Source organism: Microbacterium sp. AG790 (assembly GCF_003634765.1).
Classification (GTDB): Bacteria; Actinomycetota; Actinomycetes; order Actinomycetales; family Microbacteriaceae; genus Microbacterium.
The window spans coordinates 988,953-1,014,425 of the sequence record NZ_RBWZ01000006.1 but is presented as its reverse complement, the minus strand read 5'-3'; the positions used below and the strand labels follow the sequence as shown (position 1 = coordinate 1,014,425).

Sequence of the window (25,473 nt, the reverse complement as noted above, 5' to 3'; positions counted from 1 at the left end):
CCCGCCGGCCCCGCGTGAGCGGTGCGCGACGATGTGGCTCCTGCTCTCACCGGGGTTGTCCCTAGGATGAGCTGGTGAGCGAGAACCCGCAGCACGCCCCCGTACCGCCCGCCGTGGCGGGAGCGCCGGGACCGGGCGGCCCCGCATGGCACGCCGGCGGCTACGTCCAGTCCGTGCCGGGTGCTCCTCCGGTCTATCTGCCGCCATCGGCGACGACGCCCCCGCCGGCCCCCTCGAAGGCTCTGGGCACGATCGCGGTGATCATCGCCATCTGCGCCGTCGCTGTGGCCTCGGTGCTCAGCGCGACCACGAGCTTCGCCGCCGCGACGGGCGCCGTCGCCCACGCCGGCCTGACATCCACCAGCTCCCTCGAACACCTCTCGGACGATCAGACCCTCGCCCTGCTGAGCCCCGTGCGCGGGCTCGTGCTGTGGGCGGAGATCGGGTTCTGGACCGGAACCGCCCTGGGCATCTGGGCACTGATCCAGGGCATCGTCGCGATCTCGAGCCGTCGCGGACGGGGGCAGGGCGTCGGCGCCGTCATCGTCGCCGCGGCAGGGCCGATCGTCTATGCCGTCGCGGTCACGCTCGCCGTTCTCGCCGGCGTCGTCGCCGCGATTCCCAGCTACTCCTGACGTCTCCAGACCGCTCGGCGGGCGGAACCGGTCGGCTCAGGCGCGCGGCGCGTGATGCTTCTGCTGCGCGGCGAGCAGCCCCTCCTCGACGAGCAGCTCGACCGCGTCGGCAGCGTCCGAGATCAGCAGCGCCAGCGAGGCCCGCTCGGTCGATGAGAACGGATCGAGAACCCACTCCGCCGGATCCTGCCGTCCCGGAGGGCGGCCGATCCCCACACGCACGCGCGGGAAGTCCGGCGTGCCGAGGGCCTTGGCGACATCGCGGATGCCGTTGTGGCCGCCGTGTCCGCCGCCGGTCTTGAGCTTGATGGTGTCGAACGGGATGTCGAGCTCGTCGTGGACGAGCACGATGCGTTCGGCGGGCACGTCGTAGAAGCGCGCGAGCTGCGACACGGGCCCGCCCGACACGTTCATGTACGAGTTGGGGGTCGCCAGCACGAGCTTGGCACCCCCCGGACGGAGCCAGCTCTCCGCGACACGCGCGTGCGCCTTGTGCGCGCGCAACGTCTCCCCCCGCCGTGACGCGAGCTCACCGATCACCATCTGCCCCACGTTGTGACGCGTGTTCTCGTAGCGGACGCCGGGGTTGCCCAGGCCCACCACCAGCCACGTTTCGGCCATGCTCACATCCTCACCGGTCGATCCACGACGAAGCCCGCCCCACCAGTATCGGCGGCGACGGGCTTCGTTCATGATGCGTCGATTACTCGGCAGCCTCTTCCGACTGCTCCTCGGCGACGGCCTCGTCGGCCGCCTCGATCTCGTCGGCCTCGGCCGTGGCCGGCGCGGAGATCGCGACGATGAGGGTCTCGCGGTCGGTGACCAGCACCGCACCGCGCGGGAGCTTCAGGTCGGCGGCCGTGATGTGCGTGCCCTCCTCGAGCCCGTCGACGTCGACCTCGACGTTCTCGGGGATGTGCGTGGCCTCGACCTCGAGCGACACGGTCGTGTTGTCGAGGTTGACGATCGTGCCGGCGAAGGGCTCGCCGACGACGACGACGGGAACGTCGACCTGAACCTTCTCGCCCTTCTTCACGACGAGCAGGTCGATGTGCTCGATGATCTGCTGCACGGGGTCCTTCTGGACGTCCTTGACCAGCGTGAGCTGCTGCGCGCCGGCGATCTCCAGCTCGAGCACGACGTTGGCGCGACGCACGAGCAGCGCGACCTGGTGGCCGGGCAGCGCGACGTGCACCGGGTCGGTGCCGTGGCCGTAGATGACGGCGGGGATCTTGCCCGCGGCGCGCAGGCGGCGGGCGAAGCCCTTGCCGAAGTTCTCGCGAAGCTCGGCGATGACCTTGGTGTCGGTCTCGGTCGACATGATGGATTCTCCTTGCGGGCATCTCGCCCTGGTCTGGGTCTGGGTCTCGACTCGAACGTGGTCACGTGAGGAGAGCCCGCCCGGACTGTGCGTCCGAACCGCGTGGGCCCGCATCACCGCGTCGATCACGGATGCCGATGCGCGAACGCGCGGCATCCCTCGCCGAGGGAGGACATCAGTCTACCAGCGACGCCGCTACGATGGAGACGGTGCCCGAACGGGCGCGCTTGCGCGGCCGAGGCCCCGCTCACTCGTCTCTCACTCCGGAGGAACCCATGGACTACGGCTGGATGTCGCACGCACTCCTGTGGATCATCGGCCTGATGTCGGTGGGAGCGACCGTCGCCGTCGTCGGAGCACTCTTCACGCTCGGCCGCTCCGGCTACCGCAAGGACTGATCCGCTCCCGCCGCGGCCCGCATCCGCGACGCGGCGTCGAGATCACCGCGCCGTGAGCAGATCGGCGATCCGGTCCACGACGACCTGCAGATCAGCCCCCGTGGCAACACGGAAGCCCGCCTCGTCCTGCGTCAGAGGCTCGCCGACACTGTCTCGGCCGACGAGTTCGACGAACACGACGTCGCGAACACGGGCGCGAACGGCGTCTCTGGCCACGCGCGTGAGGGGACCGGTCGTCACGACGACGGCGGCCGCCTCCACGAGCACGAGACGAAGCGCGTCCAGCCAGATCTCGGCGTCGGACGGGATCGGCATCGTCTCACCGCGCCGGCGCCGTCGCCGCGCGGGCGGTCGCAACTCGTCGCCGTCGATGTAGCGGGAGCGCAGTCGCGCGGCGAGCGCAGCTCCGGTGAGCTCGACCGCGGCATCCGACGAACCCATCAGCACGACCCGCGCCATCTTCACCTCCGCTGCCCCGTCGGGACCGACCGCTCGGACCCGCGATGCGAGCGTACCTCGCCCGCGCATCGCCACCCGTGCCCGCTATCGCCGGTCTGCCTGGTCGAGAGCGGTGCGCGCGCGAGCGGCGACCTCGATGATGCCCCCGATGTTCTCGACGGCGACCCCGTCCTCGTCCGCACCGAGGTGCTCGAGCGTCGCCAGCTGGGACTCCAGGAGAGCCACCGGCATGAAGTGCTGGCGCGAGCGCATCCGGCGGTCGAGCTCTTCGCGCGACACGACGAGCTCGACGAAGCGGGCATCGGGCGCGGCCGTGCGGATGCGATCGCGATAGCGACGCGCGAGAGCGGAACAGGCCATGACCAGTCCGGGCGACGAGGCCAGGCGCTGCCCGACGACGTCGAGCCAGGGACGGCGGTCGTCGTCGTCGAGCGGCACGCCCGACTCCATCTTGGCGACGTTGTGTGCGGGGTGCAGGTCGTCGGCATCCACGAAGTCGACGCCGAAGTCGACCGCCAGCGCGGCCCCGACGGCGGTCTTTCCCGAGCCGCTCGGGCCCATCACGACGATGCGCGGTGCGCGGGAGGCCATGCTCACTCCCCTGCCTCTCGCGCGGACGCCATGGCCACGATCACCTTGGCGCTGGATGCCGAGTCGCGAGCGGTCTCGAACGCCGCCTCGGCATTCGAGGGCGCGAACTCGTGCGTGATGACGCTCTCCACGCCGGGCTGCGCATCCAGCAGAGCGATCGCCTCTTCCATCTCATCGAGGAAACGGAAGGCACCGGTGAGCGTCACCTCTTTGGCGACCACGGGGGCGAGGTTGATCGGACGCGGCTCGTTCGGCAGCATCCCGATCTGCACGACGACGCCGCGCCGACGCACCGCGCCGAGGGCGGTGTTGACCGCGGCCGCCGCGCCCGAGCACTCGAGCACCACGTCGTAGGCCTCCACGGGAACATCGTCGCTGCCGGCGCGCCAGGTGCGATCGGCGCCGAGTGCCACGGCGCGATCGAGCGCCTCGGGCAGCAGGTCGCTGACGTCGACGACGGCCGCGCCGCGCGCGCGGGCGGCGACCACGGCGAGCAGTCCGATCGGCCCGGCCCCGCACACCAGCACGCGGGCCCCCTGGAGATCACCTGCGCGGCCGGCGCCGTGCAGCGCCACCGCGAGCGGCTCCGCCAGCGTCGCACGCCGCACCGGAAGAGTGTCCGGCAGGACACGCACCATCGCGGCGTCGACCACGAGGTAGTCGGCCATCGCCCCCTGCGTGTGCGGGGTGGTCGAGGCGCTGCCGAGGTACGAGCCGCCGGGCCACAGGTGCGGCGCCTGCGCGATGGCGGGCAGACAGTGCCCGAAACGCGCCGGATGCACGGTCACGGGGGTGCCGGACGGCCAGGTTCCCGAGGGATCGACGTCGACCCAGCCCGCAAGCTCGTGACCGGGAACCAGAGGTTCGGTCACCACGAACGCCCCGTTCGCCCCGTCGAAGTAGTAGTGCAGGTCAGAGCCGCAGATGCCGACGTAACCGACCCGCAGGCGCACCTGTCCGGGGGCGCACGGCGGCACGTCGACCTGTCCGACCACGACGTCCTGGCGTCCTCTGATCACGACCGCATCCATGGGTTGCTCCTCTCGATCACACGACCGCGGTCATGCCGCCGTCGACGAACAGGTTCTGTCCGCTCACGAAGTCGCTCGCCGCCGAGGCGAGGAAGGTCAGGGGTCCGCGCAGTTCCTCGACACGGCCCCAGCGGCCCGCCGGGGTGCGCTGGGCGACCCAGGCGGTGAAGTCCTCGTCGGCGACCAGGGCCGCATTCATCTCGGTGGCGAAGTAGCCCGGCGACAGGGTGTTGACCTGGATGCCGTGGCGTGCCAGGTCGGCGGCCATCCCCCGCGACAGCTGCGCGATGCCGCCCTTGCTCGCCGAGTACGGCGCGATCGTTTGTCGCGCCAGGGCCGACTGCACCGAGGCGATGTTGATGATCTTGCCCGAGCCGCGCGCGATCATCCCCGGCACGACGAAGCGCGACACGTAGAACGCACTGGACAGGTTCGTGGCGATGACCTCGTCCCAGTCGGACACCGAGAACTCCGCGAACGGCGCGCGCCGCTGGATGCCGGCGTTGTTGACGAGGATGTCGGGGACGCCGACGCGCGCGACGAGGTCGGCGAGAGCGACTTCGACGGCCGCGGCATCCGTCACGTCGAAGACGACCGTCTCGGGAAGAGTGCCCGTCTGCGCGGCCAGCAGGGCGGCGCTTTCCGCCACGCCCTCGCTGCTGCGGCCGTGGACGATCACGTGCGCGCCGGCCTCGGCGAGCCCCGCCGCGAGGCTCTGGCCGAGGCCGCGGGAGGACCCCGTGACCAGGGCGGTGCGCCCGGTGAGGTCGAACAGATCAGACAAGGGACACCGCCCCGAAGATGACGAGCACGAAGGCGAAGCCGACGACCGACTCGAGCGCCTGCTGCACCGTCCAGGTCTTCAGCGTGGTCTTCACATCCATGCCCATCAGGCGACCGACGAGCCAGAAGCCCGAGTCGTTGACGTGACCGGCGAACACGGAGCCTGCGGCGGTGGCCAGAACGACGCATGCCACCTGCAGGGGGCTGAAGCCGGCGGCGAGGACCGCGGGCGAGACCAGGCCCGCCGCCGTGACCAGTGCGACCGTCGCCGATCCCTGGGCCACGCGCAGCACGACGGCGATGAGGTAGGCCGCGAAGATCACGGGGATGCCGAGGGAGGAGAGCGAGTCCGAAAGCGCCGAACCAATGCCCGAGGCCCGCAGCACGCCGCCGAACATGCCGCCGGCGCCCGTGATGAGCACGACCGAGCAGATCGGCCCGAGGGCGGAGTCGACGATCTTCTCGAGTGCGCTCCCGTGCACGCCGCGGCGGGTGCCGAGCACGAACAGCGCGATGAACACGGAGATGAGCAGAGCGATCTGGCTCGTGCCGATCAGGCGCAACGCCTGCACCCAGACGAGCGAGCCCTCGACGACGCCGGCCGACACCAGTGCCGAGATCCCCGTGTTGAGCAGGATCAGCACGAGCGGGATGGCGAGCACGCCGATGACCGTGCCGGCCTTGGGCGGGTTGACCGGATCGACGTCGCGGCCGCCGAAGAGGTCGACGATCGCCAGAGGAATGCGCTTGTCGGTGAACCTCGCCCACAGGTAGCCCGTGAGATACCACGTGGGCAGGGCCACGACGAGTCCGATGACGAGCACGAGCCCGAGGTTCGCCCCGTACGTCTCGCTCGCGGTGATCGGGCCGGGGTGCGGCGGCACGAAGACGTGCATCACCGAGAAGGCGGCCGCGGCACTGATGCCGTACAGCAGCATGTGCTTGCCGCCGATGTGCCGTCCGACGGCGAAGATCACCGGGAGCATCACGATCAGACCGGCGTCGAAGAACATCGGGAAGCCCATGATGAGCGACGCAACGCCGAGCGCGAAGGCTGCCCGCTTCTCGCCGAAGACGGACACCATCTTCTCGGCCAGCACGCGAGCGCCGCCCGAGGTCTCCACGAGCGCCCCCAGCATCGCCCCGAGCCCGACCAGCAGGGCGACGGCGCCGACGGTGCCGCTGAAGCTGTCGATGAGGACTTTGCCTACCCCGTCGATCGGGATGCCGGTCGCCAGCGCCGTCAGCAGCGAGACGAGCACGAGCACGAGGAAGGCGTGCATCCGCGCCCAGATGATGAGGATCAGGATGAGCGCGATGGCGCCGGCTGCGATGAGCAGCAGCGGAACGGCGCCGAGCGTCTGCGTCCACTCTTGCATGGGGGCTTCTCCGATGAATCGTCCATACGCCGGGGTCGTTCCCGGCGGCGCGACCACCGTTTCACAAAAGTAGTACTTATCGCAAGCGAATAGTCGTACTTTTCTGGCGCTTACCCCGCGGGAGGCGCCGCCTCCCGGTAGCGTGTCCCGTGACAGAAGGACGCCGATGCCCACCACCGCCCCGACCGCGTCGCACGCGCACATCGTCGAGACCCTCGGCCGCCGGATCGCCGGCGGCACGCTCGCACCCGGGGCCGGAATGACGGTCGCCGCACTCGAGCAGGAGTTCTCCGCCTCTCGCACCGTCGTACGCGAAGCGGTGCGCGTGCTCGAAGCCCACGGCCTGCTCCGGTCTCGACGCCGGGTGGGACTCGTCGTGCGCCCGCGCGAAGAGTGGGACAGCCTCGACGCCACCGTCATCGAGTGGAGCCTGGACGGTCCGCGTCGCCACGACGTGCTCCGAGAGCTGACCGAGCTGCGCGCCGCAGTGGAACCCGTCGCGGCGCGCCTGGCGGCCGAGCGGGCCGACGACACCGAACGCGAGCTGCTCCTGAGCTGGGCCACGCGGCTGAACGAGCTCGGCGCACAGGGGCTCGGCGACTCCGAGGAGTACCTCGAGGCGGATATCGCCTACCACTCGCTTCTGCTGCGCGCCGGCGGCAATCCCCTCTTCGGCAAGCTCAGCGAGCCGATCGCCGAGATCCTCCGCGGCCGGGCGGTGCGCGGCCTCACGCCGAGCCTGCCGCGCGTGGGCACCCTGGAAGCGCACGTCGCGACCGCGCAGGCGATCGTGGAGCGCGACGGCGCGGGCGCCGAGGCCTCGGCACGCGAGCACCTGACGCTCGTGTCCGGCGAAGTCGCCCACCTCTGAGGCGCGGGCAGCATCATCAGGATGTGGGCGTGGTCAGCCTCACATCACCGACGATCACGTCGACGCGCTGACCCGGCTCGATCGGAGCGGCGCTGAACGGCGCTCCGGTCATGACGACGTCGCCCGGGCCGAGCGTCGTCCACGACGCGACGTAGGCCAGACACTCGCGAATGGAGACGGGCAGGGCCCCGGCATCCGTCTGCGCCACGACCGCACCGTCGATCTCGAGGCGCAGGGCGACGTGGTCGATGTCGGCCCGCGTATCGATCCACGGCCCGAGCGGCGTGTAGCCGACCCCCGACTTCGATTCGAAGTTGCGGACGTCGATCGCCGCTCGATCGGGACTGGAGAGATCGTTGACCGCGGTCACGCCGCGCACGAACCGGTCGGCCGTCGCCGCCGTCAGAGCCGTGCAGTCACGACCGATCACGACGGCGATCTCCCCCTCGGCCACGCTCCGACCGGCATCGCGGCGCAACCGCACGCAGCGCCCCGACGGGACGATGGTGCGCGGACTCTTCAACCACGCCTGCACCGGAGCGGGATGACCGGGCCCGTTCTGCGCGATCCCGACGAGCACCAGAGGAGCCGCCGGGGCGATCATCTCGGCATCCGGACGGGGCGCTGCGACGTCACGCGGAAGCCCTCCGGTGGCGTCGCCGTCATCGGGGAACGAGATCGGCACGGGCCCCTCGGGACTCCACCGCACGTCGACGCTCTTGCCGTCGATCAGCGCCCTCCCGATCAGCACGAGGGCGCTCCTGCTCCGATGCGGCGCATCACCAGCGCACCGTCCGGATGGTCACCGTCGTCGACGACACGCCCTCGCCGGCCTCGTCTCGCGACACCTTCACCGCGTCGTCGGTGCGTGTGAGGTCTCGCCGGAGAGTCTCCGGCACAAGGAAGGTGGCCGCCGTCGTGATCAGGGCGAGCGTGGCCATGTAGATGCCGAGCAGCACCCAGTTGCCGCCGCTCACGGCGATGAGGTAGGCCCCGAGCACGCCCGCCAGCCCGCCGGCCAGCACCGCCGACAGCTCGCGCGCCATCGCGACCCCGAGATAGCGATGGCGGTTGCCGAACATCTCCGGGAGCAGGGCGCACTGCGGTCCGAGCATCACGTTCACTCCAAATCCGATGCCCACCGCGATCACCGCGATGGCGATCGCGTAGTTGCCGAGCGTCAACAGCCACCACGCCGGGAAGGAATACAGCAGCAGGAACAGCGCGCCCATCCGGTAGACCGTGCGACGACCCCAGCGGTCCGACAAGGCCCCCGACAGCGGCACCGTGAAGATGCCCAGCAAGGAGCCGAGCGTGACGCCCCACGTGAGCAGGCTCTTGTCGGCGCCCGATCCCGCGACGGCGACGAAGAAGGTCAGCGCGAGGGTGTTCAGCATGTAGGAGCCGCCGTTCTCGGCCATGCGCAGGCCGATGCCGACGATGACCCCCGGCAGCCCGTGACCGAAGATCTCGCGAATCGGACGGTCGCTGACCTGCTCGTGCTTTTCGAGCTCGACGAACGTCGGGGTCTCGCGCAGGCGCATGCGGATGAACAGCGCGACCAGGATGAGCGCGAAGGAGCAGAGGAACGGAACGCGCCATCCCCAGGAGAGCAGCTGATCCTCCGGCAGGAGCGTGATCAGGCTGAAGACCACGGCGGCGAGGAGAGTGCCCGCCTGGATGCCGATGAACGGCAGTGCGGAGAAGAAGCCGCGTCGGCGCACGGGGGCGTACTCCGCCATCAGCACCGTGGCGCCCGCCTGCTCGGCTCCGGCGCCGAAGCCCTGCAGCAGGCGCATGAGCACCAGCAGCGCGGGTGCCCAGAGCCCGATCTGAGCGTAGGTGGGCAGCAGCCCGATCGCGGTGGACGCGCCACCCATGAGGAGGATCGTGATGACGAGCACCCACTTGCGTCCGAGACGGTCGCCGAGCACCCCGAAGAACAATCCACCGAACGGGCGGGCCACGAAGCCCACGCCGAACGTGGCGAAGGCCGCGACGGTCGCCATCGCCGGATCGTCCTGCGAGAAGAACAGCACGTTGAAGATGAGCGCCGTGGACAGCCCGTACAGAGCGAAGTCGAAGTACTCCAGAGCGCTGCCGATGCTGGATGCCAGAGTCGCCCGTCGCAGGTTCGCCGCGTATCCGGGGTCGTCCGAGGTGGTGTCCACCGGGGTTCGAAGGTCTGTCACTGCCATCTCCTTTGATCGGCACGGCACGGCCGCGTGTGCGATCAGAGTATCAACCCAGTGAACGATGTTCAATATGTTGGATTCAGGTGTTCCGAACCCGGCTGCGACACCTCACGCCGGCGGCGATCGGTCGCGACACTCACTCCCGACGGGCGGCCGCGCTGAACGGATTCGTGAGCTGGCGCGCAGCGTCGTTGAGCGCGGCCGCCACCTCCGCGATGCGGCGCTCGTCCGCCTCACCCGCAGGCAGTCCCACGCCGATGGCGAGCTGCGGGTCGCCCGGCGCCCACCCTTCCAGCGGCACGGCCACCCCGACGATGCCGGGCCACGATTCCTCGGCATCCAGCGCCCAGCCGCGCTCGCGCACGTCCGCGAGGCGCCGCAGCAGCCCGCTGAGCTCACGACCCGCCGGGTCGGCGGCGGACCGCGAGGCGGCATCGGCGCCCACGAGCGCGGTGACCTCGGCATCCGAGAGCGTGGACAGCATGGCCCGCCCGGTCGCACTCAGGGCCGCCGGAAGGCGGGAGCCGAGCGGCGTGCCGATCCGCACCGCGCGCGAGCCCTCGTGCCGGGCGATGTAGAGCGCGTCGGCCCCGTCGAGGATCGCCACCTGCACGAGCTCGGCCGCGAGGACCGGTGACGCGTCACAGACACCGTAGAACTCGCGCACCTGATTGAACTGCGCGGCGAAGGCTCCGCCGAGCTCGGCGGTGCGCAGGCCCAGGCGATAGCCCTGCGCACCCCGCTCGATCATGCGCGCCGCCTCCAGCGCCAGGCACAGGTTCGCGGTCGAGGACTTGGCCAGGCCCAGTCCTCCCGCGATCTCGGTCAGCGTCAGCGGGCGCCCCGCATCCGCGAGGAGTTCGAGCAGGCGGATGCCACGGGTGACGGCGGGAGCGGGGTCGCGTACCGCGCGGTCGTCGAGGTCGTCGGTCATGGTCCTCCTTCACGACGCACGCCGCCGCGCGTCGATGTCAGTAGAACTCGACCGTATCGACAACGGCGTGCAACGCGGCGCCATCGAGCAGACGCGTCGCGTCGGCTGCGAACCGGCGGGCGATCCGCTCCTCCTCCTGAGCGTTGAGCGCGGCCGTGTGTGGACTCACCAGAACGCGGGGGTGCGACCACAACGGCGAGTCCTGCGCGAGCGGCTCCGCCTCGAAGACGTCGAGGGCGGCGAAAGAGACCGTGCCATCGTCCAGCGCCTGCAGCAACGCCGCCTCATCGATGACGCTGCCGCGTCCGACGCTGGCCAGGATCAGCCCCGGACGCGCCGCCGACAGGAGGGCGGCGTCGATGAGATGGTGGGTCTGCGTCGTGCCCGGCAGCGTCACCACGACGGCATCCACCTGAGAGATCGCCGACGCGAGCTCCTCCAGCGGAACGAGGCGGTCCACGCCCTCCACCGACTCCCCCGAACGGGTCGTGCCCCACACCGTCGCGCCGAGGGCGGCGAAGCGCCGCGCACAGGCCGACCCGATGCCGCCGAGCCCGACGATCAGCACCGTCATCTCATCGAGCTGGCGCATCTGCCATCGCAGTGGCCACGTGTGGGAGTCCTGGTCGGCGCGCAGACGCGGCAGGTCCTTCGCACCGGCGAGCACGCCGAACACCGCGAACTCGGCGAGCGCTCCCCCGTGGACACCGGCGGTGGTCGAGAAGACGATGCGCCGCAGCGCCTCGGGCGCAAGCGCCGCTTCCCGCACCTGCGCGCCGCCACCGGCCGCCGTGGTCATGACCCACCGCAGCCGCGGATTGGCCGCGACCGTGCGTGCGAGCGCCGCCGGATCGACATCCGGGATGCCGAACAAGGCGTCGGCCGAGTCGACCAGGTCGTCGAAGCGGCGCTGCTGGGCGGGCGTGCGCCGGAACGCGGGGTCGCCGGACCAGTCGGCGGCGCCGCGCATGGGCGGAAGCAGCTCGGGCTCCCGAACCATGTGGACGCGCGGCTCCAGCTGCTCGATCAGTCGGCACAGGTCCTCCCGCAGCGGTACGGCGGCGACGGCGCGCAGTGTGCGGACGGCGTGATCCGACATTCGTTTCCCTTCATCGGGTGGACGTGGTCGGCGGCCACTCTATCGCAGGTTCATTTTACTGAACCCTGTCCATCCTGTTGGACTTTGTCTACAGTGTCGTCATGACATCGTCTCTCACAGCGGAGGACGTCCGCCTCGGAATGATCGGCACCGGCGCCATGGGCACGCCGATGGCACACCACCTCATCAGCGCCCGCGGGCGGCTGGCGATCTGGTCGCGCGCACCGCGGCCCGATCTCGTCGACGTCGGCGCGCGCGCCGCGGGCACGCCCCGCGAGCTCGCCGCGCAGAGCGACGCCGTTCTCGTCATGCTGCCCGACCTCCCCGACCTCGAGAAGCTCCTCGACGGCGACGACGGCCTGCTCGCCGGCGCCGGAGACCTGCTCCTGCTGATCGGTTCGACCTCTTCACCCACCGGCGTGCGCGCGATCGCCGAACGACTCCATCGGCAGAGCGGGGGCCGTGTGCGGGTCGTGGACTGCCCGGTCTCGGGAGGCGTCGACGGCGCGAGCGCCGGCACACTGTCGATCATGCTCGGCGGGACGGATGCCGACGCCGCCCTGGCCGCACAGATCCTCTCCCCCTGCGGCACGCCCGTCCACCTCGGCCCCCTGGGCGCCGGCGAGGTCGCGAAGGCCTGCAACCAGCTCGTCGTCGCCGCGACCATCGTCGCTCTCGGAGAGGCGACAGAGCTCGCCGCGCGATCGGGGCTCGATCTCGACGCGCTGTGGTCGCTGCTGGCGGGCGGCTACGCGGGGTCGAACCTGTTGGCAAGCCGCAAGGACCGCCTCGTCGCCGGTGACGACAGCCCCTCGGGAGCCGCCGCCTACATGGTGAAGGATCTGGGCTTCGCCGCCGACGTCGCGGCATCCACACACACCGCGACCGCCCTGCTGCCCGCGTTGCGCGCGCTCTTCGACGAGATCGTGGACGCGGGCCTCGGCGACCGCGACATCTCGGTCACGCGTCGCCTGACGGCCAGACGTCTCGGGGCGCCCACGGCGGCCGGGGCGGACTACGCTGAGACGTGAATCCCCGACCGACCCTGAGGAGTTCGACGTGCCCGAACAGACCGCTGCCGAGTCCACCACGCCCGTGTCACCCACGGCCAACATCGGAGTCGTCGGGCTCGCGGTGATGGGCTCGAACCTCGCCCGCAATCTGGCGTCGCGGGAGGGGAACACCGTCGCGGTCTACAACCGCTCGCGCTCCAAGACCGACGAGCTCATCGCCGAGCACCCCGAGGCCGGCTTCGTCCCCGCGTTCTCGTACGAGGAGTTCGCCGCGAGCCTGCAGAAGCCGCGCACGGCGCTCATCATGGTGAAGGCGGGCGGCCCCACCGACGCCGTCATCGACGAGCTGATGAACGTGTTCGAGCCCGGCGACATCATCATCGACGGCGGCAACGCGCTGTTCACCGACACCATCCGTCGCGAGAAGGCCGTGCGCGAGCGCGGGTTCAACTTCGTGGGAATGGGTGTCTCCGGCGGCGAGGAGGGCGCGCTCCTCGGCCCGTCGCTCATGCCCGGCGGCCCCGACGAAGCGTGGGTCACCCTCGGTCCGATCCTCCGCTCGATCGCGGCGGTCGCCGAAGGCGAGCCCTGCGTGACCCACATCGGCCACGACGGGGCCGGCCACTTCGTGAAGATGGTGCACAACGGCATCGAGTACGCCGACATGCAGCTCATCGCGGAGGCCTACGACCTCATCCGCCGCGCCACGGGCAAGTCGCCCGCCGAGATCGCCGACGTCTTCGCCGAGTGGAACACGGGCGAGCTGGAGAGCTACCTGATCGAGATCACCGCCGAGGTGCTCCGCCAGGTCGACGCCGAGACCGGCGCCCCGCTGGTGGACGTCATCCTCGACCAGGCCGGCGCGAAGGGCACCGGCGGCTGGACCGTGCAGACCGCGATCGACCTGGGTGTGCCGGTGTCCGGTATCGCGGAGGCCGTCTTCGCCCGATCGCTGTCGAGCCACCCCGAGCAGCGTTCCATCTCGGGCGCACTGCCCGGGCCGGACGAGTCGACGGGCGAGCACCTCACCGGCGCCGACGCCGACGCCTTCATCGAGCAGGTGCGTCTGGCGCTGTACGCGTCGAAGATCGTCGCCTACTCTCAGGGCTTCGACGAGATCCGCGCCGGAGCGGCCCACTACGACTGGTCGATCGACCTCGGCGCGGTCAGCAAGATCTGGCGCGCCGGCTGCATCATCCGCGCCCAGTTCCTCAACCGCATCGCCGACGCCTACCAGGCCGAGCCGGACCTCGCCGTTCTGCTGACGGCGCCCTACTTCGTCGACGCCCTCACGCGCGCGCAGGATGCGTGGCGCAACATCGTCGCCCTGGCTGCGGCATCCGGCATCCCTGCTCCCGCCTTCTCGTCGTCGCTGGCCTACTACGACGGGCTGCGCGCCCGCCGCCTTCCCGCCGCCCTCATTCAGGGTCAGCGCGACTTCTTCGGTGCGCACACCTACAAGCGCATCGACAAGGACGGCACCTTCCACACGCTGTGGTCGGGTGACCGCACCGAGGTCGAGGCCGAAGACACCCACTGACCGCCGGCGACGCGCTCAAGCGAGGACGTTTCGGCTCGCTGCGCTCGCTCGACGATCGGGAGAGGAACCCACCGGTCGTCGAGCGAGCAGCGCAGCTGCCCGTCGAAACGCCTAGATCCAGTCCTTCTTCTTGAAGACGAGGTAGAGCCCCGCGCTCACCGCGACCATGAGCCCGAGCGCGAAGGGGTAGCCCCACGGCCAGGCCAGCTCGGGCATGTGCTGGAAGTTCATCCCGTAGATGCCGGCGACGAGAGTGGGAGCGAAGCCGATGGCCGCCCACGACGAGATCTTCTTCACCTGGTCGTTCTGCTCGATGCTTCGGCGCGTCATCTCGCTCATCTGATCGTTACGACGCTGATCGACCAGCGTCGCGTGGATCGTGAGGGCGTTGTCGAGCGTCTCGCGGAACGCCGCCACGCGGGCGTCGATGTAGCGTGCGCGGTCGGCGATCTCCCGGTATCCCGGCGCCTCGCCGCTGGGGTTGCGACTCGCCACGTAGTGCTCGAGTCGATCCATGATGGTCGGCAGCGGCGCCGTCGCGTGCCGCAGGTCGATGACCTCGCGCTGCAGGGCGAAGATCCGCCGGGAGACGCCCTCGTCCTCCCCGAACAGCTCCTCCTCGATCTCGTCGATGTCGTGCTCGATCTCGTCCATGACGGACCGGTACCCGCGCGTGACGTACTCGAACGTTCCCCAGAGCACGCCCAGGGGCCCTCGAGCCGCGATGTCGGGATGCTCGTCGAGCAGCGCCCGCAGCCGATCGATGTCGACCGCGCCGTCGCCGGAGATGACGACGAAGAAGTCGGGGCCGACGAAGAGGTCGACTTCGCGGCACTGCACCGTCTCGGTCGGCTCGTCGTACTGGGAGGGCTGGACGACGACGAACAGGTGATCGCCGAAGCGCTCGAGCTTCGACCGCTGATGAGTGCGCAGCGCCGTCGCGACGCCGAGCCGTTCCAGCTGCAGCACGTCGGCGAGCGCACTCACCTCGTCAGCACTCGGGGCACTCAGGCCGACCCAGAGCATCCCGCCCCGGCGGCGCGCCTCGGCGAGCGCATCGGCCGGAGCGGCGTCGGTGGGGTGAGCGATGCCGCCGTCGTAGACGACGCACTGGGGCTGAGCCATGAGAGCAACCCTAGGGCCGTCGACACGGGCACAACCGTTGCTCGGCTGCTGCCTCGCGCACACATAGGCTCCTCACAGCGCGCACCATAGGCTGCTCACAGACAGGTCAGGAGAATGGATGCCATGACCGCTCTCGCCGCCTCCCCTGTCCTGCACCGCCCCGACGGGTCGGCGCTTCGCGTCCTCGTCGTCGACGACGAGCAGATGCTCACGGATCTGCTGTCGATGGCGCTGCGCATGGAGGGCTGGGAGGTCCGCACGGCGGGATCCGGGTTCGATGCTCTCGCCCAGGCCCGCGAGTTCGATCCCGACGCGATGGTGCTCGACATCATGATGCCCGACCTCGACGGCATGGCGGTGCTGCAGCGGCTGCGTCACGCGGGCAACGACGTGCCCGTGCTCTTCCTCACGGCCAAGGATGCCGTCGCCGACCGTGTCGCGGGGCTCACCGCCGGCGGCGACGACTACGTGACGAAGCCCTTCAGCCTGGAGGAGGTCGTCGCACGCCTGCGCGGACTGATGCGCCGCGCGGGTACCGCCACGGCAGGAGGCGCCGACCCCGTGCTGCGCGTGGGCGAGCTGACGCTCAACGAGGACTCGCACGAGGTCATGCGCGGCAGCGCGGAGATCGAGCTGACGGCGACCGAATTCGAGCTGCTGCGCTTCCTCATGCGCAACCAGCGTCGCGTCGTGTCGAAAGCGCAGATCCTGGACCGCGTCTGGAACTACGACTTCGGCGGGCGCTCATCGGTCGTCGAACTGTACATCTCCTACCTCCGCAAGAAGATCGACGCCGGTCGGGATCCCCTCATCCACACCGTCCGCGGTGTGGGCTACATGATCAAAGCCCCGCAGTGAACGGCGCGGCGGATGCCCCCGCGCACCCGCGCCGCCGGGTGAAGTGGAGCCTGCAGACCCGCTTGATCGCCACGGTGGTCGGTATGGTCGCGCTGATCCTCGCCATGATCGGCGTGGCCACCAGCGCGATCCTCGGCAACATCCTCTCGGCTCAGCTGGACAACCAGGTGCAGGTCGCCGTGCAGCGGGTCGCCTCGCAGATCGTCGGTTGGCAGACCAACCTCACCGGTCCCGCCGACGCGTACGACGTGCTGACCAAGAGCCGGCTGAACACGTCGGACATCCTGCTCGTCGTGAAATCACGCATCACGGGCATCGACGGCGCCTACCAGTCGGGCAACGACAAGGTGGTCAGCCTCAGCGATGCCCAGGTCAATCAGATCATCGCCTCGTTCACGAAGGACAACGCGCAGTACACCACCGTCACGATCGACACCGTGGGGACGTACCGTCTGTTCATCGCCGGCGTCGGCAACGACATCATCATGGTCGGGCTGCCCCTGTCGACCGTGAGCTCGACCATCGCGCAGATCCTCACGACGGTCGCCCTTGTGACCACGGGCGGCCTGCTTCTTCTTGCCGCGGTCATCGCACTCGTGATCCGCTACTCCCTCCGTCCGCTGCGCGCCGTCGCAGCCACGGCCACCCGCGTCGCCGGCCAACCGCTGGATTCGGGCGACGTGACCATCTCCGAACGCGTCCCGGCATCCGAGGCAGATGCGACCGACGAGATCGGACGCGTCGGCGCGGCGTTGAACACCCTGCTCGATCATGTCGACGCCTCGCTCGCGGCGCGCCAGCGCAACGAGGAGCGCATGCGCTCGTTCGTCGCCGACGCCAGCCATGAGCTGCGCACCCCGCTGGCCGCCATTCGCGGCTACTCCGAACTGTCGCTGCGCTCACTGCGCACGGTGCAGGCTGCGGGCGACGAGGCGACACCGGCACAGGTGGCGATCAGCGCGGAGCAGTCCGAGCAGAGCCTGGAGCGCATCCAGTCCGCATCGCTGCGGATGACCGCGCTGGTGGAGGATCTTCTGCTGCTGGCCCGCCTCGACGAGGGCAAAGAGCTGGTCTACGGCGCCGTCGACCTCACCCGAGTCGTCGTCGACAGTGTCGCCGACGCACAGGCCGCCGGCCCCGCCCACCAGTGGGAGCTGGATGCCGCGGAGGAGCCGGTCGTCGTCGCCGGAGATGCGATGCGTCTGCACCAGGTGGTGGCCAACCTGTTGACCAACGCCCGCGTGCACACGCCCGCGGGAACCACCGTCACAGCCGGCGTGGCCGTCGAGGGCAGCGACGCCGTGGTGCGGATCGCCGACGACGGTCCCGGCATCGACCCCGCCATCGTCGATGCGCTGTTCGAGCGATTCTCCCGCGGCGACACGTCGCGGGCGCGGCAGACCGGTGGCACCGGCTTGGGGCTATCGATCGCACGGGCGATCATGACAGCGCACCACGGCACGATCTCCGTCGACAGTGCGCCCGGACGGACGGTCTTCGAAGTGCGACTGCCGGCCCGGCCGGCGGTGCCGCGCACGGCCGACGCACCGGTCTGACCCGGCTGTGCGCGCCGAGGTTCGGCGGGCGCCTCGGCTGCGGAGAGAGGTGGCGCGTTCTGCGGTGTCCCGACATCCGAGCCCGCAGATTGCGACACCGCATCCGCCGCGCCGGGCGGCGCGCGCCGAAAGGGGGCGCATTCGGCGGCATGAGGCAGGTCCGAGCCGCAGATCGTGACACCGCGAATGCGCACGCCGTGGGCTCCTCCCCCGCGAGGGGATAAGCCGCGGGATCCACAGACCGCGGGATGCCGCGACTCGCGGCGCCGGTGACGCGCCAGAGTCGGGTCATGTCGAGACGCCCGGGCCCGTTGGACGCTGACCTCGGGGAGGTCTTCACCGTTGCCGCAGCGCTCGAAGCCGGGATCACGCCGGCCAGGTTGCGGTCGCGGGACCTCGAGCGCCCGTTCCACGGCGTCCGCCGACGCGGACGACCGCTGCCCGCCGACGCGAGCACCGTCGGAGCGGCCGAGCATTCTCGACGCGGACGCGCGATCGTGCTCTCGGACGCCGCCGCGTGCCTCGCGGTCGCGCCCGCCCATGCCTTCCTCGCCGGGCGGTCGGCCGCGGTGGCCTGGGATCTTCCGTGCGATCCCGGCGACCAGCTGTGCGTGGGTGTCCTGGCTCCTCACCGTGCGCCGCGGCGGCCGGGCGTGCGCGGCGTGAAGCTGTCTCCCACGCTCGCGAGCGTGGTCATGTGCAGCGGCATCCGCGCGACCAGTCCGGCCACGACCTGGGCGTATCTCGCCGACACGGTGTCGTTTCGCGACCTCGTGAGGATCGGTGACGCGATCGTCCGCATCCCCCGGGATGAGCGCGCGCGGCGTCTGCCCGGGCAGCAACTGGCGACCCCGGCGGAGCTTCTCGCCGCGGCACAGGCACCCGGCCGTCGTCGTCGCGGCATCCTTCTGCGCGCACTCGACGAGATCCGCGTGGGCGCCATGTCGCCGCTGGAGACGGACTTCCGTCTTCTCGCGCTCGGCGAGGCGCTGCCGGAGCCGGTGCTGGATGCCGAGATCCGAGACGCGTCGGGGCGGCTGCTCGGCATCGCCGACGCGCTCTACGAGCGGTATGCGGTGATCGTCGAGATCGAGGGCGATCACCATCGCACGTCGCGAGAGCAGTGGCTGCGCGACCTTCAGAAGCACGCCGCCTACGCGGCCGCCGGCTACGAACTCGTGCGGCTGGGCGCTAGTCAGATCCGTGGACGCGGCGCCGATGGAGCCCGCGTCGTGCGCGCCGTGCTCGAGCGCCGCGGCTGGCGCGGCCAGCTCAGCTGAGACGCGGCAGGGCCGCCGTCAGCGGCGCGCCCCGGGCGGACGCGCGCGCCACGCCGCCGCCTCTGCGCAGGCCCACCCCCACGCCCACGCCCACGCCCACGCCCACGCCCACGCCCACGCCCACCCCCACGCCCACCCCCACGTGAGTATTTCGCAAGGGTGGCGCAACGTGCGGCATCCTCGCGCCCGTCTGCGCAGATCGCGACACCGACTCGGCGCGCTGGGCTGCCCCGCCACCGCTCCTGAGCAGGTGGCGCAAACAGCGGCATCCACCCACCCCTCCGCGCAGACCACGACACCGATTCGGCACAGCCGCACGGCCTCGCCGCCGCGCCCCGAAGCAGGTGGCGCAAACTGCGGCATCCGCTCACCTGAGGCCGCGCACCGCGCCACCGATCCGTCACGCGCACGCCCACACGCACACGCACACGCACACGCACAGTCGCACGCGCACGCCCAGGCCCACAGCGCGACGCCGCCCACCGGCGCGCGGCGGGTCAGTAGCCCGAGAACGCGTCCGTTGTCAGGGTGCGAGCCTTCTCGAGAGCGGGCGCAAGATCCGCGATGAGACGCGGCGGACCCGACACGAACGCGTGCCGCGTCGCGAGATCGGGCACCACCTGCAGCAGCCCGGCGGCATCCAGACGGACGCCCTGCGCCCACGTCCAGTGCGCCGGAAGCGTCGCCGGCTCGGTACGGGTGAAGACGATGACAGGGATGCCGGCGTCTTCGAGCTCGCTGCGGAAGGCGAGCTCCTCGGCCTCCGAGGCGACGTAGACGAACACGACGTCACGCCGCTCCCCCGACAGGCGCAGGTGGCGCAGCTGCGAGACGAAAGGCGTCACGCCGATTCCGGCGGCGACCATGAGCACGGGCGCCGACGCGCGGCTCGGCAGCACGAAGTCGCCCCACACGCCGGTCACGGCGAGCTTCTCGCCCGGCTCCACGAGAGCCAGCGCCTTCTTGTAGCTGGACTGCGACCCTTCACGCAGCGCGATGCGCACGTCGGGCAGCTCTTCGGGCGCCGACACGATGCTGAACTCTCGGCGCGTCCCGCGCGCGTCGGGACGCCGATGCGGCACCTCGAGCTCGAGATACTGTCCCGCGACGAATCGGAAACGCCGTTCGGCCCGGAACGAGAGCTCGCGGACGGTCGGCGTGAGGGCGGTGCGCCCCTGGAAGGTGAGGCGTACCGCCGCGCGCAGGGCGAACACGAACGCGAGGAGGTTACCGATCAGCAGCGCCCGCTCCTGGCCGAGACTGACGTCGCCGACGTCGATCGGCCAGCCGGCGAGGATGCCGACGACCGCCGCCACCGTGAACTGCTGCCACCGGCGTGGGGGCAGCGTGAGTGGCTCGGAGAGCATGAACGCGCCGAGGAACAGGAACGGCGACGACCAGAGGATGTTGCCGAACACGGTCCCCGCATCGAGTTCGAGGCCCGCCTGCTGGTACTGCAGCGTGGTGCGCACGAACGCGACGGCGACCGCGACGACGAGGAAGAGAGCGACGATGCGCACCTTCTCCGTGCGCACCAGCACGACGAGGCCGAGCAGGATGACGGGGCCGGCGAGGAAGGGGGAACCCACCCACCACGCGGAGGAGCCCAGATCCGGCAGCCACACGCTCAGCACCGTGAGCACGCTCGCTCCGACGGCAGCCGGATTGAAGATGTGGCGTCCCTGCCACACCAGCAGGTATTTGGATGCCGAGGCCACCACGCCCGCGATCACGATGCCGATCAGTCCCACCGGCTCGACGGTGGGTCGCAGAACGAACAGGAGGATCAGCACGGTGATGAGCGAGGACTCCCACCGCCAGTCCGTGCGGAGCACGCGGTGCGCGATCGCGTCGATGGCGGCGCAGCACACCGCGAGGACGACGAGGGTCGCCAGCAGCTCCCACGGCGACGGCCCGACGGCTCCCGCGAAGGAGAGCACCAGGGCGATCGCGGCCAAGACGGCCAGCGCCAGGACGACCAGCCGGTACATCGACACGCGACCGAGCACCGCCAGGGTGCGGTTCCATGCCGCGGTGAGTGAGCTCATCACAGGAACAACTCTGCCTTACTGTCGGACGACCACTCCACGCGGCCGTCGGTGGTCATCCGCACCCACGCCGCGGCGTGAGCATGGGCGAACGCGGGTCCGCCCTCGAAGAAGAGCGCGGTGGCCGCGGCATCCGCGGTCATCGCGTCGGCGGCCACGGCCCACGTGGCCGCGATCGTGCGCACCGGCTCGCCGGTACGTGCGTCCAGGACGTGGTGCAGTCCGCCGCCGTCCGCGGCGGGCCAGGCCCGCCGTTGGATCGCCGACGCGCAGAGCGCGCCGTCCGTCACCTGCCACACCCCGATCGCGCGGGTGGGGTCGAACGGGTGCTCGAGCGCGATCGTCTCGCTGCCGCGGAGGGCGATGTCGCCCCCGGCGTCGACCGTGACGGCGCCGTCGACGCGGGCGCCGACGCGACGCAGGACCCGGTCGACGAGGCGCCCCTTGCCGAGCGCTCCGATGTCGATCGTGGCGGGCGTGCGCAGGGTGAGCCGGTCGTCGGTCCACGTCAGCAGCTGCGACCACCCCGCCGGAGCCGGCTGCGCGCCGCGGTCCACGAGCCCGTAGTGGGCGTCGTAGCCGCGGCGCGCGAGCGCGTCGCCGATGAGGGGGTTGACGGCTTCGGCTGTTGCCGCGCTCAGAGCGAGGTACAGCTCCAGCATCGGGGCCGCGTCGACGGGTACGGGGATGGAACCACCGGCCGTCGCGAGCGCGGCTATCTCGGCATCGGGTCGAAACCGCGACCACGCGCGGTCGAAGGCCTCGATCTCCGCGCCGACCTCGGAGCGCACGGAGGCGGACAGCTCCACGTCCGTGTCGACCTGCCAGCGCGTGCCGATGGCCTCGAACTCCCAGCGGGAGCCGGAGGGCAGGGACGAGCCGGCCGCCTCGGGCGCGGTCACGCCTTCGCTTCGGTCTTGATCTCCTCGATCGCCTTGTTGAACCCGCCGCTGGTCAGCGACGAGCCGGCGACACGTGACACCGAGATGTCCTCGATCTTCTTTCCGACGACCTCGGAGTTGATGCCGCCGATGAACTGCCCCTGATACTGCTTCGACTCGCTCTTGGTGGGGGTGCCGCTGACCTGCACGTCGGTGATGACGTCATCGGCGAGCGTGACCGTCACCGAGATGGTCTCGACCGACTCGGGGGTCGAATACGAACCCTGGGCGGAGTAGGTGCCGTTCTTGTACACGGCGCCGGAGGCGGCGGATCCGGCGCTGCCGGTCGCGGATGCCGAGGCGGCGGCCGACGGGGTGGCGTCCCCGGCGGGGGCGGTCGTCGGTGACGCGGTGCTCGCCGTGGAGGCGGAGCAGCCCGCGAGGGCGATCATTCCGAACACCGATGCGGCGGCAGCGCCGGCGCGGACGGAACGGGGTACGGCGGTGGTGCGGATCATGACGGTCCTCCTTCTGTCGTGCCCTGCCGCTTCAGATGCGCGGGGGCGCATCGCGGTGGCTCGATCAACGCTACTGGCGTCGCGGCCGGACACCCCCGCGGATTACTTATGCGTTTGCATTGAGAATGGTCCTCAGTAAACGCTTCGTGACCCGCGGGTTACGCCCGGGTGTCCCCGGCGCGCCGCAGCGCCTTGAGCCCCTCGACCGCGAAGAAGATCGCGACCGATGCCGCGATCGGCACCAGCCACCCGAGGGCGTCCAGCGGCTCCGATCCGAAGAGGCGGTTGAGACCCGGCACGTACGTGTAGAGCACCTGCAGCACGACGAGCGCGAGCGCTGACCACCACATCACCGGGTTGCCGCGCAGCACGTCCACCGTGAGACTCGACCGCGAGAGGAAGCGGCAGTTGAGCAGGAAGGCCAGCTGTCCGAATGCGAGGGTCGACACCGCCTCGGTCCGCGCGACGTCGATGTCGGTACCACGGGCCAGCGCGAGGCCGAACACCGCCAGCGTCGCCCCGCCGATGAGCAGCGACACGGTGAGGATGAACCCGAGCTCACGCCCCGACACGATCGAGCCGCCGGTGGCGCGCGGGGGGCGTGTCATGATCCCCCGCTCCGCCGGCTCGTAGGCGAGCGCGAGCGACAGGGTGATCGCCGTCACCATGTTCACCCACAGCACCTGGACGGGCGTCAGCGGCAGGGTGAGCCCGAACAGCACCGCCACCAGGATCACGAGCGACTGTGCGCCGTTGGTGGGCAGGAGGAAGACCACCGACTTGCGGAGGTTGTCGTAGATGCGCCGACCCTCGGCGATGGCGCTGCGGATCGTCGCGAAGTTGTCGTCCGCGAGGACGATCTCGGCGGCCTCCTTCGTCGCCTCGGTGCCCTTGATGCCCATGGCGATGCCGACGTCGGCTCGGGTGAGCGCGGGCGCGTCGTTGACACCGTCGCCCGTCATCGCGACGACCTCACCGCGCGATTGCAGCGCGCGGACGATGCGGATCTTGTGTTCCGGGCTCGTGCGGGCGAACACGTCGACGTCCTGCACGAGCTCCTTCAGCTGCTCCTGGCTGAGCGCTTCCAGCTCGGCACCGGTCAGCACGCGCGCCTCGGCGGAGGCGACGAGACCCATCTCGCGGCTGATCGCGCGCGCCGTTCCGGCGTGGTCGCCGGTGATCATCTTCACGCGGATGCCGGCGGCGTGGCAGTCGGCGATGGCGACGATCGCCTCGGGGCGCGGCGGGTCGACGATGCCCCACAAGCCGAGGAGCTCCAGGTCTGCGAGGTCGTCGACGTCGAGCGTGTCGGCGCGCGTGGGCTTGCGTGCGGCGGCCAGCACCCGCAGGCCCTGCCCGCTGAGCTCGTCGACCGCACGCTCCCAGAAGTCGCGGTCGACCGGCTCCGAACCGTCGGCTCCGCGCTGGGTCAGCGCACGGTCCAGGAGACGGTCGGGTGCTCCTTTGACCAGGATCGCGCGCGAGCCGTCGGCGCTCTCGTTGAGGGTCGCCATGAACTTGTGCGCCGAGTCGAAGGGCACCACGCCGATGCGGCGCGTGCCCACGGCATCCGCGCTGCCCTTCATCGCGACGACCTTCAGCGCGCCCTCGGTCGGCTCGCCGACGAGCGACCAGCCGACGGTGCGGGTCGACTCGGCATCCGCTCCGACGGCGACGCGCTCGAGGGAGGCGTCGTTGCAGAGCTCCGCCACGGCGAGGAGCGCGGCGAGATCACCGCCGCCGGTCGGCGTGATGCCGCCGGTCGGGTCGTAGCCGAGCCCCGACACCTCGTAGCGCGCGACAGGGGTGAGCATCGTGCGGACGGTCATCTCGTTCTTCGTGAGGGTGCCGGTCTTGTCGGAGCAGACCGTCGTGACCGAGCCGAGGGCCTCCACCGCGGGGAGCTTGCGGGTGATCGCGTGCCGGCGCGCCATCTGCTGCACGCCGATCGCCAGGGTGATCGTGACGAGGGCGGGCAGCCCCTCCGGGATCGCGGCGACGGCGAAGCCGATCGTGGCCGAGACGAGATCGGGCACGGGCATGTCGTGCAGGTAGCGGCCGATGACCATCATGGTCAGCGCCATCCCGAGGATCACGAGGGTGAGCTTCTTGCCGAAGGCGTTCAGCTGGACGGTGAGCGGCGTCTCCAGCGTGCCGGCGTCGCCGACGAGCGCCTGGATCTTGCCGATCTCCGTGGCCCCGCCGGTGGCCGTGACGACCGCGACCCCCTGCCCGCCGGTGACGATCGTTCCGGAGAAGGCCATCGAGGAGCGGTCACCGACGCCCGCATCCGCGGAGACGGCGGCCGGATCCTTCGACGAGGGCACCGACTCCCCCGTCAGAGCCGCCTCGTCGATGCGCAGTTGAGACGCCTCGAGGATGCGGGCATCGGCCGGCACCTTGTCGCCCGGCATGAGCCGCACGAGGTCTCCGGGCACCAGATCCGCAGCGGGCACGGTCGTCCAGCGTCCGTCCCGGCGCGCCGTCGCATCGGTGGACAGCATGCCGCGGATGCCGGCGAGCGCCTTCTCGGCGCGCCCTTCCTGCACGTAGCCGATCACCGCGTTGATGACGGCGACCGAGACGATCACCCAGAAGTCGAGCCAGTCGCCCATCACCGCCTTGATCGCGGCGGCGGCGAGCAGGATGTAGATCAGGGTGTCGTTGAAGTGCGACAGGAATCGCAGCCACGCGGGCGTGCGAGCGGGCTCGGGCAACAGGTTCGGACCGACCCGATCCCGGCGCTCGTGAGCCTCGTGCTGCGGCAGCCCGTCGACGCCGACGCCGAGCGCGGAGCGGACCTCCTCCGCCTCGCGGCCGTGCGCCCCGGTGACGGTGAGTTCGGCGTTCGCGGCGTGAGGCGTCATATCGCGATCCTAGGAGGACCGCCGCCGATGCGCTGGCCACGGGCCCGGAAGAACGGCGGCGCCATCCGACGACGCGCGGTCAGGGACGACG

At 70.7% G+C, this 25,473-nt stretch carries 23 protein-coding genes; 7 read left to right on the top strand and 16 right to left on the bottom strand.

Annotation, left to right across the window (positions count from 1 at the left end):
- Positions 1-74: 74 nt before the first annotated feature.
- Entirely contained in the window at positions 75-635 is a 561-nt protein-coding gene (locus DEU37_RS05315) for a hypothetical protein (RefSeq protein ID WP_121189548.1), read from the top strand.
- A gap of 36 nt (positions 636-671) precedes the next feature.
- On the opposite strand, the gene pth is transcribed toward DEU37_RS05315, so the two are convergent.
- The 7 genes from pth to DEU37_RS05280 form a co-directional block, all read right to left on the bottom strand.
- On the bottom strand, positions 672-1,256 hold the full coding sequence (gene pth, locus DEU37_RS05310; RefSeq protein ID WP_121189547.1) for an aminoacyl-tRNA hydrolase: 585 nt from the start codon (positions 1,254-1,256) through the stop codon (positions 672-674).
- Between the two features lie 82 nt (positions 1,257-1,338).
- Positions 1,339-1,956: a 50S ribosomal protein L25/general stress protein Ctc gene (locus DEU37_RS05305; RefSeq protein ID WP_061682942.1), complete on the bottom strand. Its 618-nt coding sequence runs from the start codon at positions 1,954-1,956 to the stop codon at positions 1,339-1,341.
- A gap of 440 nt (positions 1,957-2,396) precedes the next feature.
- Entirely contained in the window at positions 2,397-2,813 is a 417-nt protein-coding gene (locus DEU37_RS05300) for a shikimate kinase (RefSeq protein WP_121189653.1), read from the bottom strand.
- An 84-nt stretch (positions 2,814-2,897) separates the two neighbouring features.
- Positions 2,898-3,404 carry a gluconokinase gene (locus tag DEU37_RS05295; RefSeq protein WP_121189546.1) on the bottom strand — a complete coding sequence of 169 codons (507 nt, stop codon included), beginning with the start codon at positions 3,402-3,404 and terminating at the stop codon, positions 2,898-2,900.
- A gap of 2 nt (positions 3,405-3,406) precedes the next feature.
- Complete coding sequence (locus tag DEU37_RS05290) at positions 3,407-4,435, bottom strand: zinc-binding dehydrogenase (RefSeq protein WP_121189545.1); 1,029 nt, start codon at positions 4,433-4,435, stop codon at positions 3,407-3,409.
- A 16-nt stretch (positions 4,436-4,451) separates the two neighbouring features.
- Positions 4,452-5,219, bottom strand: a complete 768-nt coding sequence (locus tag DEU37_RS05285) for an SDR family oxidoreductase (RefSeq protein WP_121189544.1) — start codon at positions 5,217-5,219, stop codon at positions 4,452-4,454.
- Positions 5,212-6,597, bottom strand: coding sequence for a GntP family permease (locus DEU37_RS05280; protein ID WP_121189543.1), 1,386 nt, complete (start codon positions 6,595-6,597; stop codon positions 5,212-5,214). The genes DEU37_RS05285 and DEU37_RS05280 overlap by 8 nt, the downstream gene beginning before the upstream one ends.
- Before the next feature lie 166 nt (positions 6,598-6,763).
- Here DEU37_RS05280 and DEU37_RS05275 point away from each other — a divergent pair, with 166 nt between their 5' ends.
- A complete protein-coding gene (locus DEU37_RS05275; protein WP_121189542.1) occupies positions 6,764-7,468 on the top strand; it encodes a FadR/GntR family transcriptional regulator in 705 nt (234 codons plus the stop codon).
- A 16-nt stretch (positions 7,469-7,484) separates the two neighbouring features.
- Here the strand turns inward: DEU37_RS05275 and DEU37_RS05270 are convergent, their stop codons facing one another.
- The 4 genes from DEU37_RS05270 to DEU37_RS05255 form a co-directional block, all read right to left on the bottom strand.
- Positions 7,485-8,219, bottom strand: coding sequence for a fumarylacetoacetate hydrolase family protein (locus DEU37_RS05270; protein WP_121189541.1), 735 nt, complete (start codon positions 8,217-8,219; stop codon positions 7,485-7,487).
- A gap of 28 nt (positions 8,220-8,247) precedes the next feature.
- Complete coding sequence (locus DEU37_RS05265) at positions 8,248-9,666, bottom strand: MFS transporter (RefSeq protein ID WP_121189540.1); 1,419 nt, start codon at positions 9,664-9,666, stop codon at positions 8,248-8,250.
- 133 nt (positions 9,667-9,799) lie between these two features.
- A complete protein-coding gene (locus DEU37_RS05260) occupies positions 9,800-10,597 on the bottom strand; it encodes an IclR family transcriptional regulator (protein ID WP_121189539.1) in 798 nt (265 codons plus the stop codon).
- Positions 10,598-10,634: 37 nt separating this feature from the next.
- Positions 10,635-11,696 carry a D-2-hydroxyacid dehydrogenase gene (locus DEU37_RS05255; RefSeq protein WP_121189538.1) on the bottom strand — a complete coding sequence of 354 codons (1,062 nt, stop codon included), beginning with the start codon at positions 11,694-11,696 and terminating at the stop codon, positions 10,635-10,637.
- Positions 11,697-11,797: 101 nt separating this feature from the next.
- On the opposite strand from DEU37_RS05255, the gene DEU37_RS05250 reads away from it, so the two are divergent.
- Both DEU37_RS05250 and gndA read left to right on the top strand, forming a co-directional pair.
- Positions 11,798-12,727 carry an NAD(P)-dependent oxidoreductase gene (locus DEU37_RS05250; protein WP_121189537.1) on the top strand — a complete coding sequence of 310 codons (930 nt, stop codon included), beginning with the start codon at positions 11,798-11,800 and terminating at the stop codon, positions 12,725-12,727.
- A 28-nt stretch (positions 12,728-12,755) separates the two neighbouring features.
- On the top strand, positions 12,756-14,249 hold the full coding sequence (gndA, locus tag DEU37_RS05245) for an NADP-dependent phosphogluconate dehydrogenase (protein ID WP_121189536.1): 1,494 nt from the start codon (positions 12,756-12,758) through the stop codon (positions 14,247-14,249).
- A gap of 111 nt (positions 14,250-14,360) precedes the next feature.
- Here gndA and DEU37_RS05240 read toward each other — a convergent pair whose 3' ends face one another.
- Entirely contained in the window at positions 14,361-15,374 is a 1,014-nt protein-coding gene (locus DEU37_RS05240) for a magnesium and cobalt transport protein CorA (RefSeq protein WP_121189535.1), read from the bottom strand.
- A 123-nt stretch (positions 15,375-15,497) separates the two neighbouring features.
- Between DEU37_RS05240 and DEU37_RS05235 the strand changes: the two genes are divergently transcribed.
- From DEU37_RS05235 to DEU37_RS05225, 3 genes are all read left to right on the top strand, one after another.
- Positions 15,498-16,232 carry a response regulator transcription factor gene (locus DEU37_RS05235; protein ID WP_121189652.1) on the top strand — a complete coding sequence of 245 codons (735 nt, stop codon included), beginning with the start codon at positions 15,498-15,500 and terminating at the stop codon, positions 16,230-16,232.
- The gene (locus tag DEU37_RS05230; protein WP_121189534.1) at positions 16,229-17,788 is read left to right on the top strand and encodes a cell wall metabolism sensor histidine kinase WalK; all 1,560 of its coding nucleotides are present in this window, start codon (positions 16,229-16,231) and stop codon (positions 17,786-17,788) included. The genes DEU37_RS05235 and DEU37_RS05230 overlap by 4 nt, the downstream gene beginning before the upstream one ends.
- Before the next feature lie 290 nt (positions 17,789-18,078).
- Complete coding sequence (locus tag DEU37_RS05225) at positions 18,079-19,068, top strand: hypothetical protein (RefSeq protein ID WP_147424852.1); 990 nt, start codon at positions 18,079-18,081, stop codon at positions 19,066-19,068.
- 497 nt (positions 19,069-19,565) lie between these two features.
- Here the strand turns inward: DEU37_RS05225 and DEU37_RS05220 are convergent, their stop codons facing one another.
- The 4 genes from DEU37_RS05220 to DEU37_RS05205 form a co-directional block, all read right to left on the bottom strand.
- The gene (locus DEU37_RS05220; RefSeq protein WP_121189651.1) at positions 19,566-21,116 is read right to left on the bottom strand and encodes an FAD-dependent oxidoreductase; all 1,551 of its coding nucleotides are present in this window, start codon (positions 21,114-21,116) and stop codon (positions 19,566-19,568) included.
- Positions 21,116-22,018 (bottom strand): FAD:protein FMN transferase, encoded by a 903-nt coding sequence (locus tag DEU37_RS05215; protein ID WP_121189532.1) that lies wholly within the window; start codon positions 22,016-22,018, stop codon positions 21,116-21,118. Before DEU37_RS05215 ends, DEU37_RS05220 begins: the two co-directional genes overlap by 1 nt.
- Positions 22,015-22,515 carry an FMN-binding protein gene (locus tag DEU37_RS05210; RefSeq protein WP_121189531.1) on the bottom strand — a complete coding sequence of 167 codons (501 nt, stop codon included), beginning with the start codon at positions 22,513-22,515 and terminating at the stop codon, positions 22,015-22,017. The genes DEU37_RS05215 and DEU37_RS05210 overlap by 4 nt, the downstream gene beginning before the upstream one ends.
- 158 nt (positions 22,516-22,673) lie before the next feature.
- Positions 22,674-25,382, bottom strand: a complete 2,709-nt coding sequence (locus DEU37_RS05205) for an HAD-IC family P-type ATPase (protein WP_121189530.1) — start codon at positions 25,380-25,382, stop codon at positions 22,674-22,676.
- Between the last annotated feature and the right edge of the window lie 91 nt (positions 25,383-25,473).

What these genes read in the sequence shown, in the direction of transcription:
- DEU37_RS05225 (WP_147424852.1), top strand. Translation starts at nt 18,079, where the DNA reads ATGTCGAGACGCCCGGGCCCGTTGGACGCTGACCTCGGGGAGGTCTTC.
- DEU37_RS05235 (WP_121189652.1), top strand. Translation starts at nt 15,498, where the DNA reads ATGACCGCTCTCGCCGCCTCCCCTGTCCTGCACCGCCCCGACGGGTCG.
- DEU37_RS05255 (WP_121189538.1), bottom strand. Translation starts at nt 11,696, where the DNA reads ATGTCGGATCACGCCGTCCGCACACTGCGCGCCGTCGCCGCCGTACCG.
- DEU37_RS05240 (WP_121189535.1), bottom strand. Translation starts at nt 15,374, where the DNA reads ATGGCTCAGCCCCAGTGCGTCGTCTACGACGGCGGCATCGCTCACCCC.
- DEU37_RS05275 (WP_121189542.1), top strand. Translation starts at nt 6,764, where the DNA reads ATGCCCACCACCGCCCCGACCGCGTCGCACGCGCACATCGTCGAGACC.
- pth (WP_121189547.1), bottom strand. Translation starts at nt 1,256, where the DNA reads ATGGCCGAAACGTGGCTGGTGGTGGGCCTGGGCAACCCCGGCGTCCGC.
- DEU37_RS05260 (WP_121189539.1), bottom strand. Translation starts at nt 10,597, where the DNA reads ATGACCGACGACCTCGACGACCGCGCGGTACGCGACCCCGCTCCCGCC.
- DEU37_RS05265 (WP_121189540.1), bottom strand. Translation starts at nt 9,666, where the DNA reads ATGGCAGTGACAGACCTTCGAACCCCGGTGGACACCACCTCGGACGAC.
- DEU37_RS05250 (WP_121189537.1), top strand. Translation starts at nt 11,798, where the DNA reads ATGACATCGTCTCTCACAGCGGAGGACGTCCGCCTCGGAATGATCGGC.
- DEU37_RS05210 (WP_121189531.1), bottom strand. Translation starts at nt 22,515, where the DNA reads ATGATCCGCACCACCGCCGTACCCCGTTCCGTCCGCGCCGGCGCTGCC.
- DEU37_RS05205 (WP_121189530.1), bottom strand. Translation starts at nt 25,382, where the DNA reads ATGACGCCTCACGCCGCGAACGCCGAACTCACCGTCACCGGGGCGCAC.
- DEU37_RS05220 (WP_121189651.1), bottom strand. Translation starts at nt 21,116, where the DNA reads ATGAGCTCACTCACCGCGGCATGGAACCGCACCCTGGCGGTGCTCGGT.
- DEU37_RS05290 (WP_121189545.1), bottom strand. Translation starts at nt 4,435, where the DNA reads ATGGATGCGGTCGTGATCAGAGGACGCCAGGACGTCGTGGTCGGACAG.
- DEU37_RS05305 (WP_061682942.1), bottom strand. Translation starts at nt 1,956, where the DNA reads ATGTCGACCGAGACCGACACCAAGGTCATCGCCGAGCTTCGCGAGAAC.
- DEU37_RS05300 (WP_121189653.1), bottom strand. Translation starts at nt 2,813, where the DNA reads ATGGCGCGGGTCGTGCTGATGGGTTCGTCGGATGCCGCGGTCGAGCTC.
- DEU37_RS05280 (WP_121189543.1), bottom strand. Translation starts at nt 6,597, where the DNA reads ATGCAAGAGTGGACGCAGACGCTCGGCGCCGTTCCGCTGCTGCTCATC.
- DEU37_RS05295 (WP_121189546.1), bottom strand. Translation starts at nt 3,404, where the DNA reads ATGGCCTCCCGCGCACCGCGCATCGTCGTGATGGGCCCGAGCGGCTCG.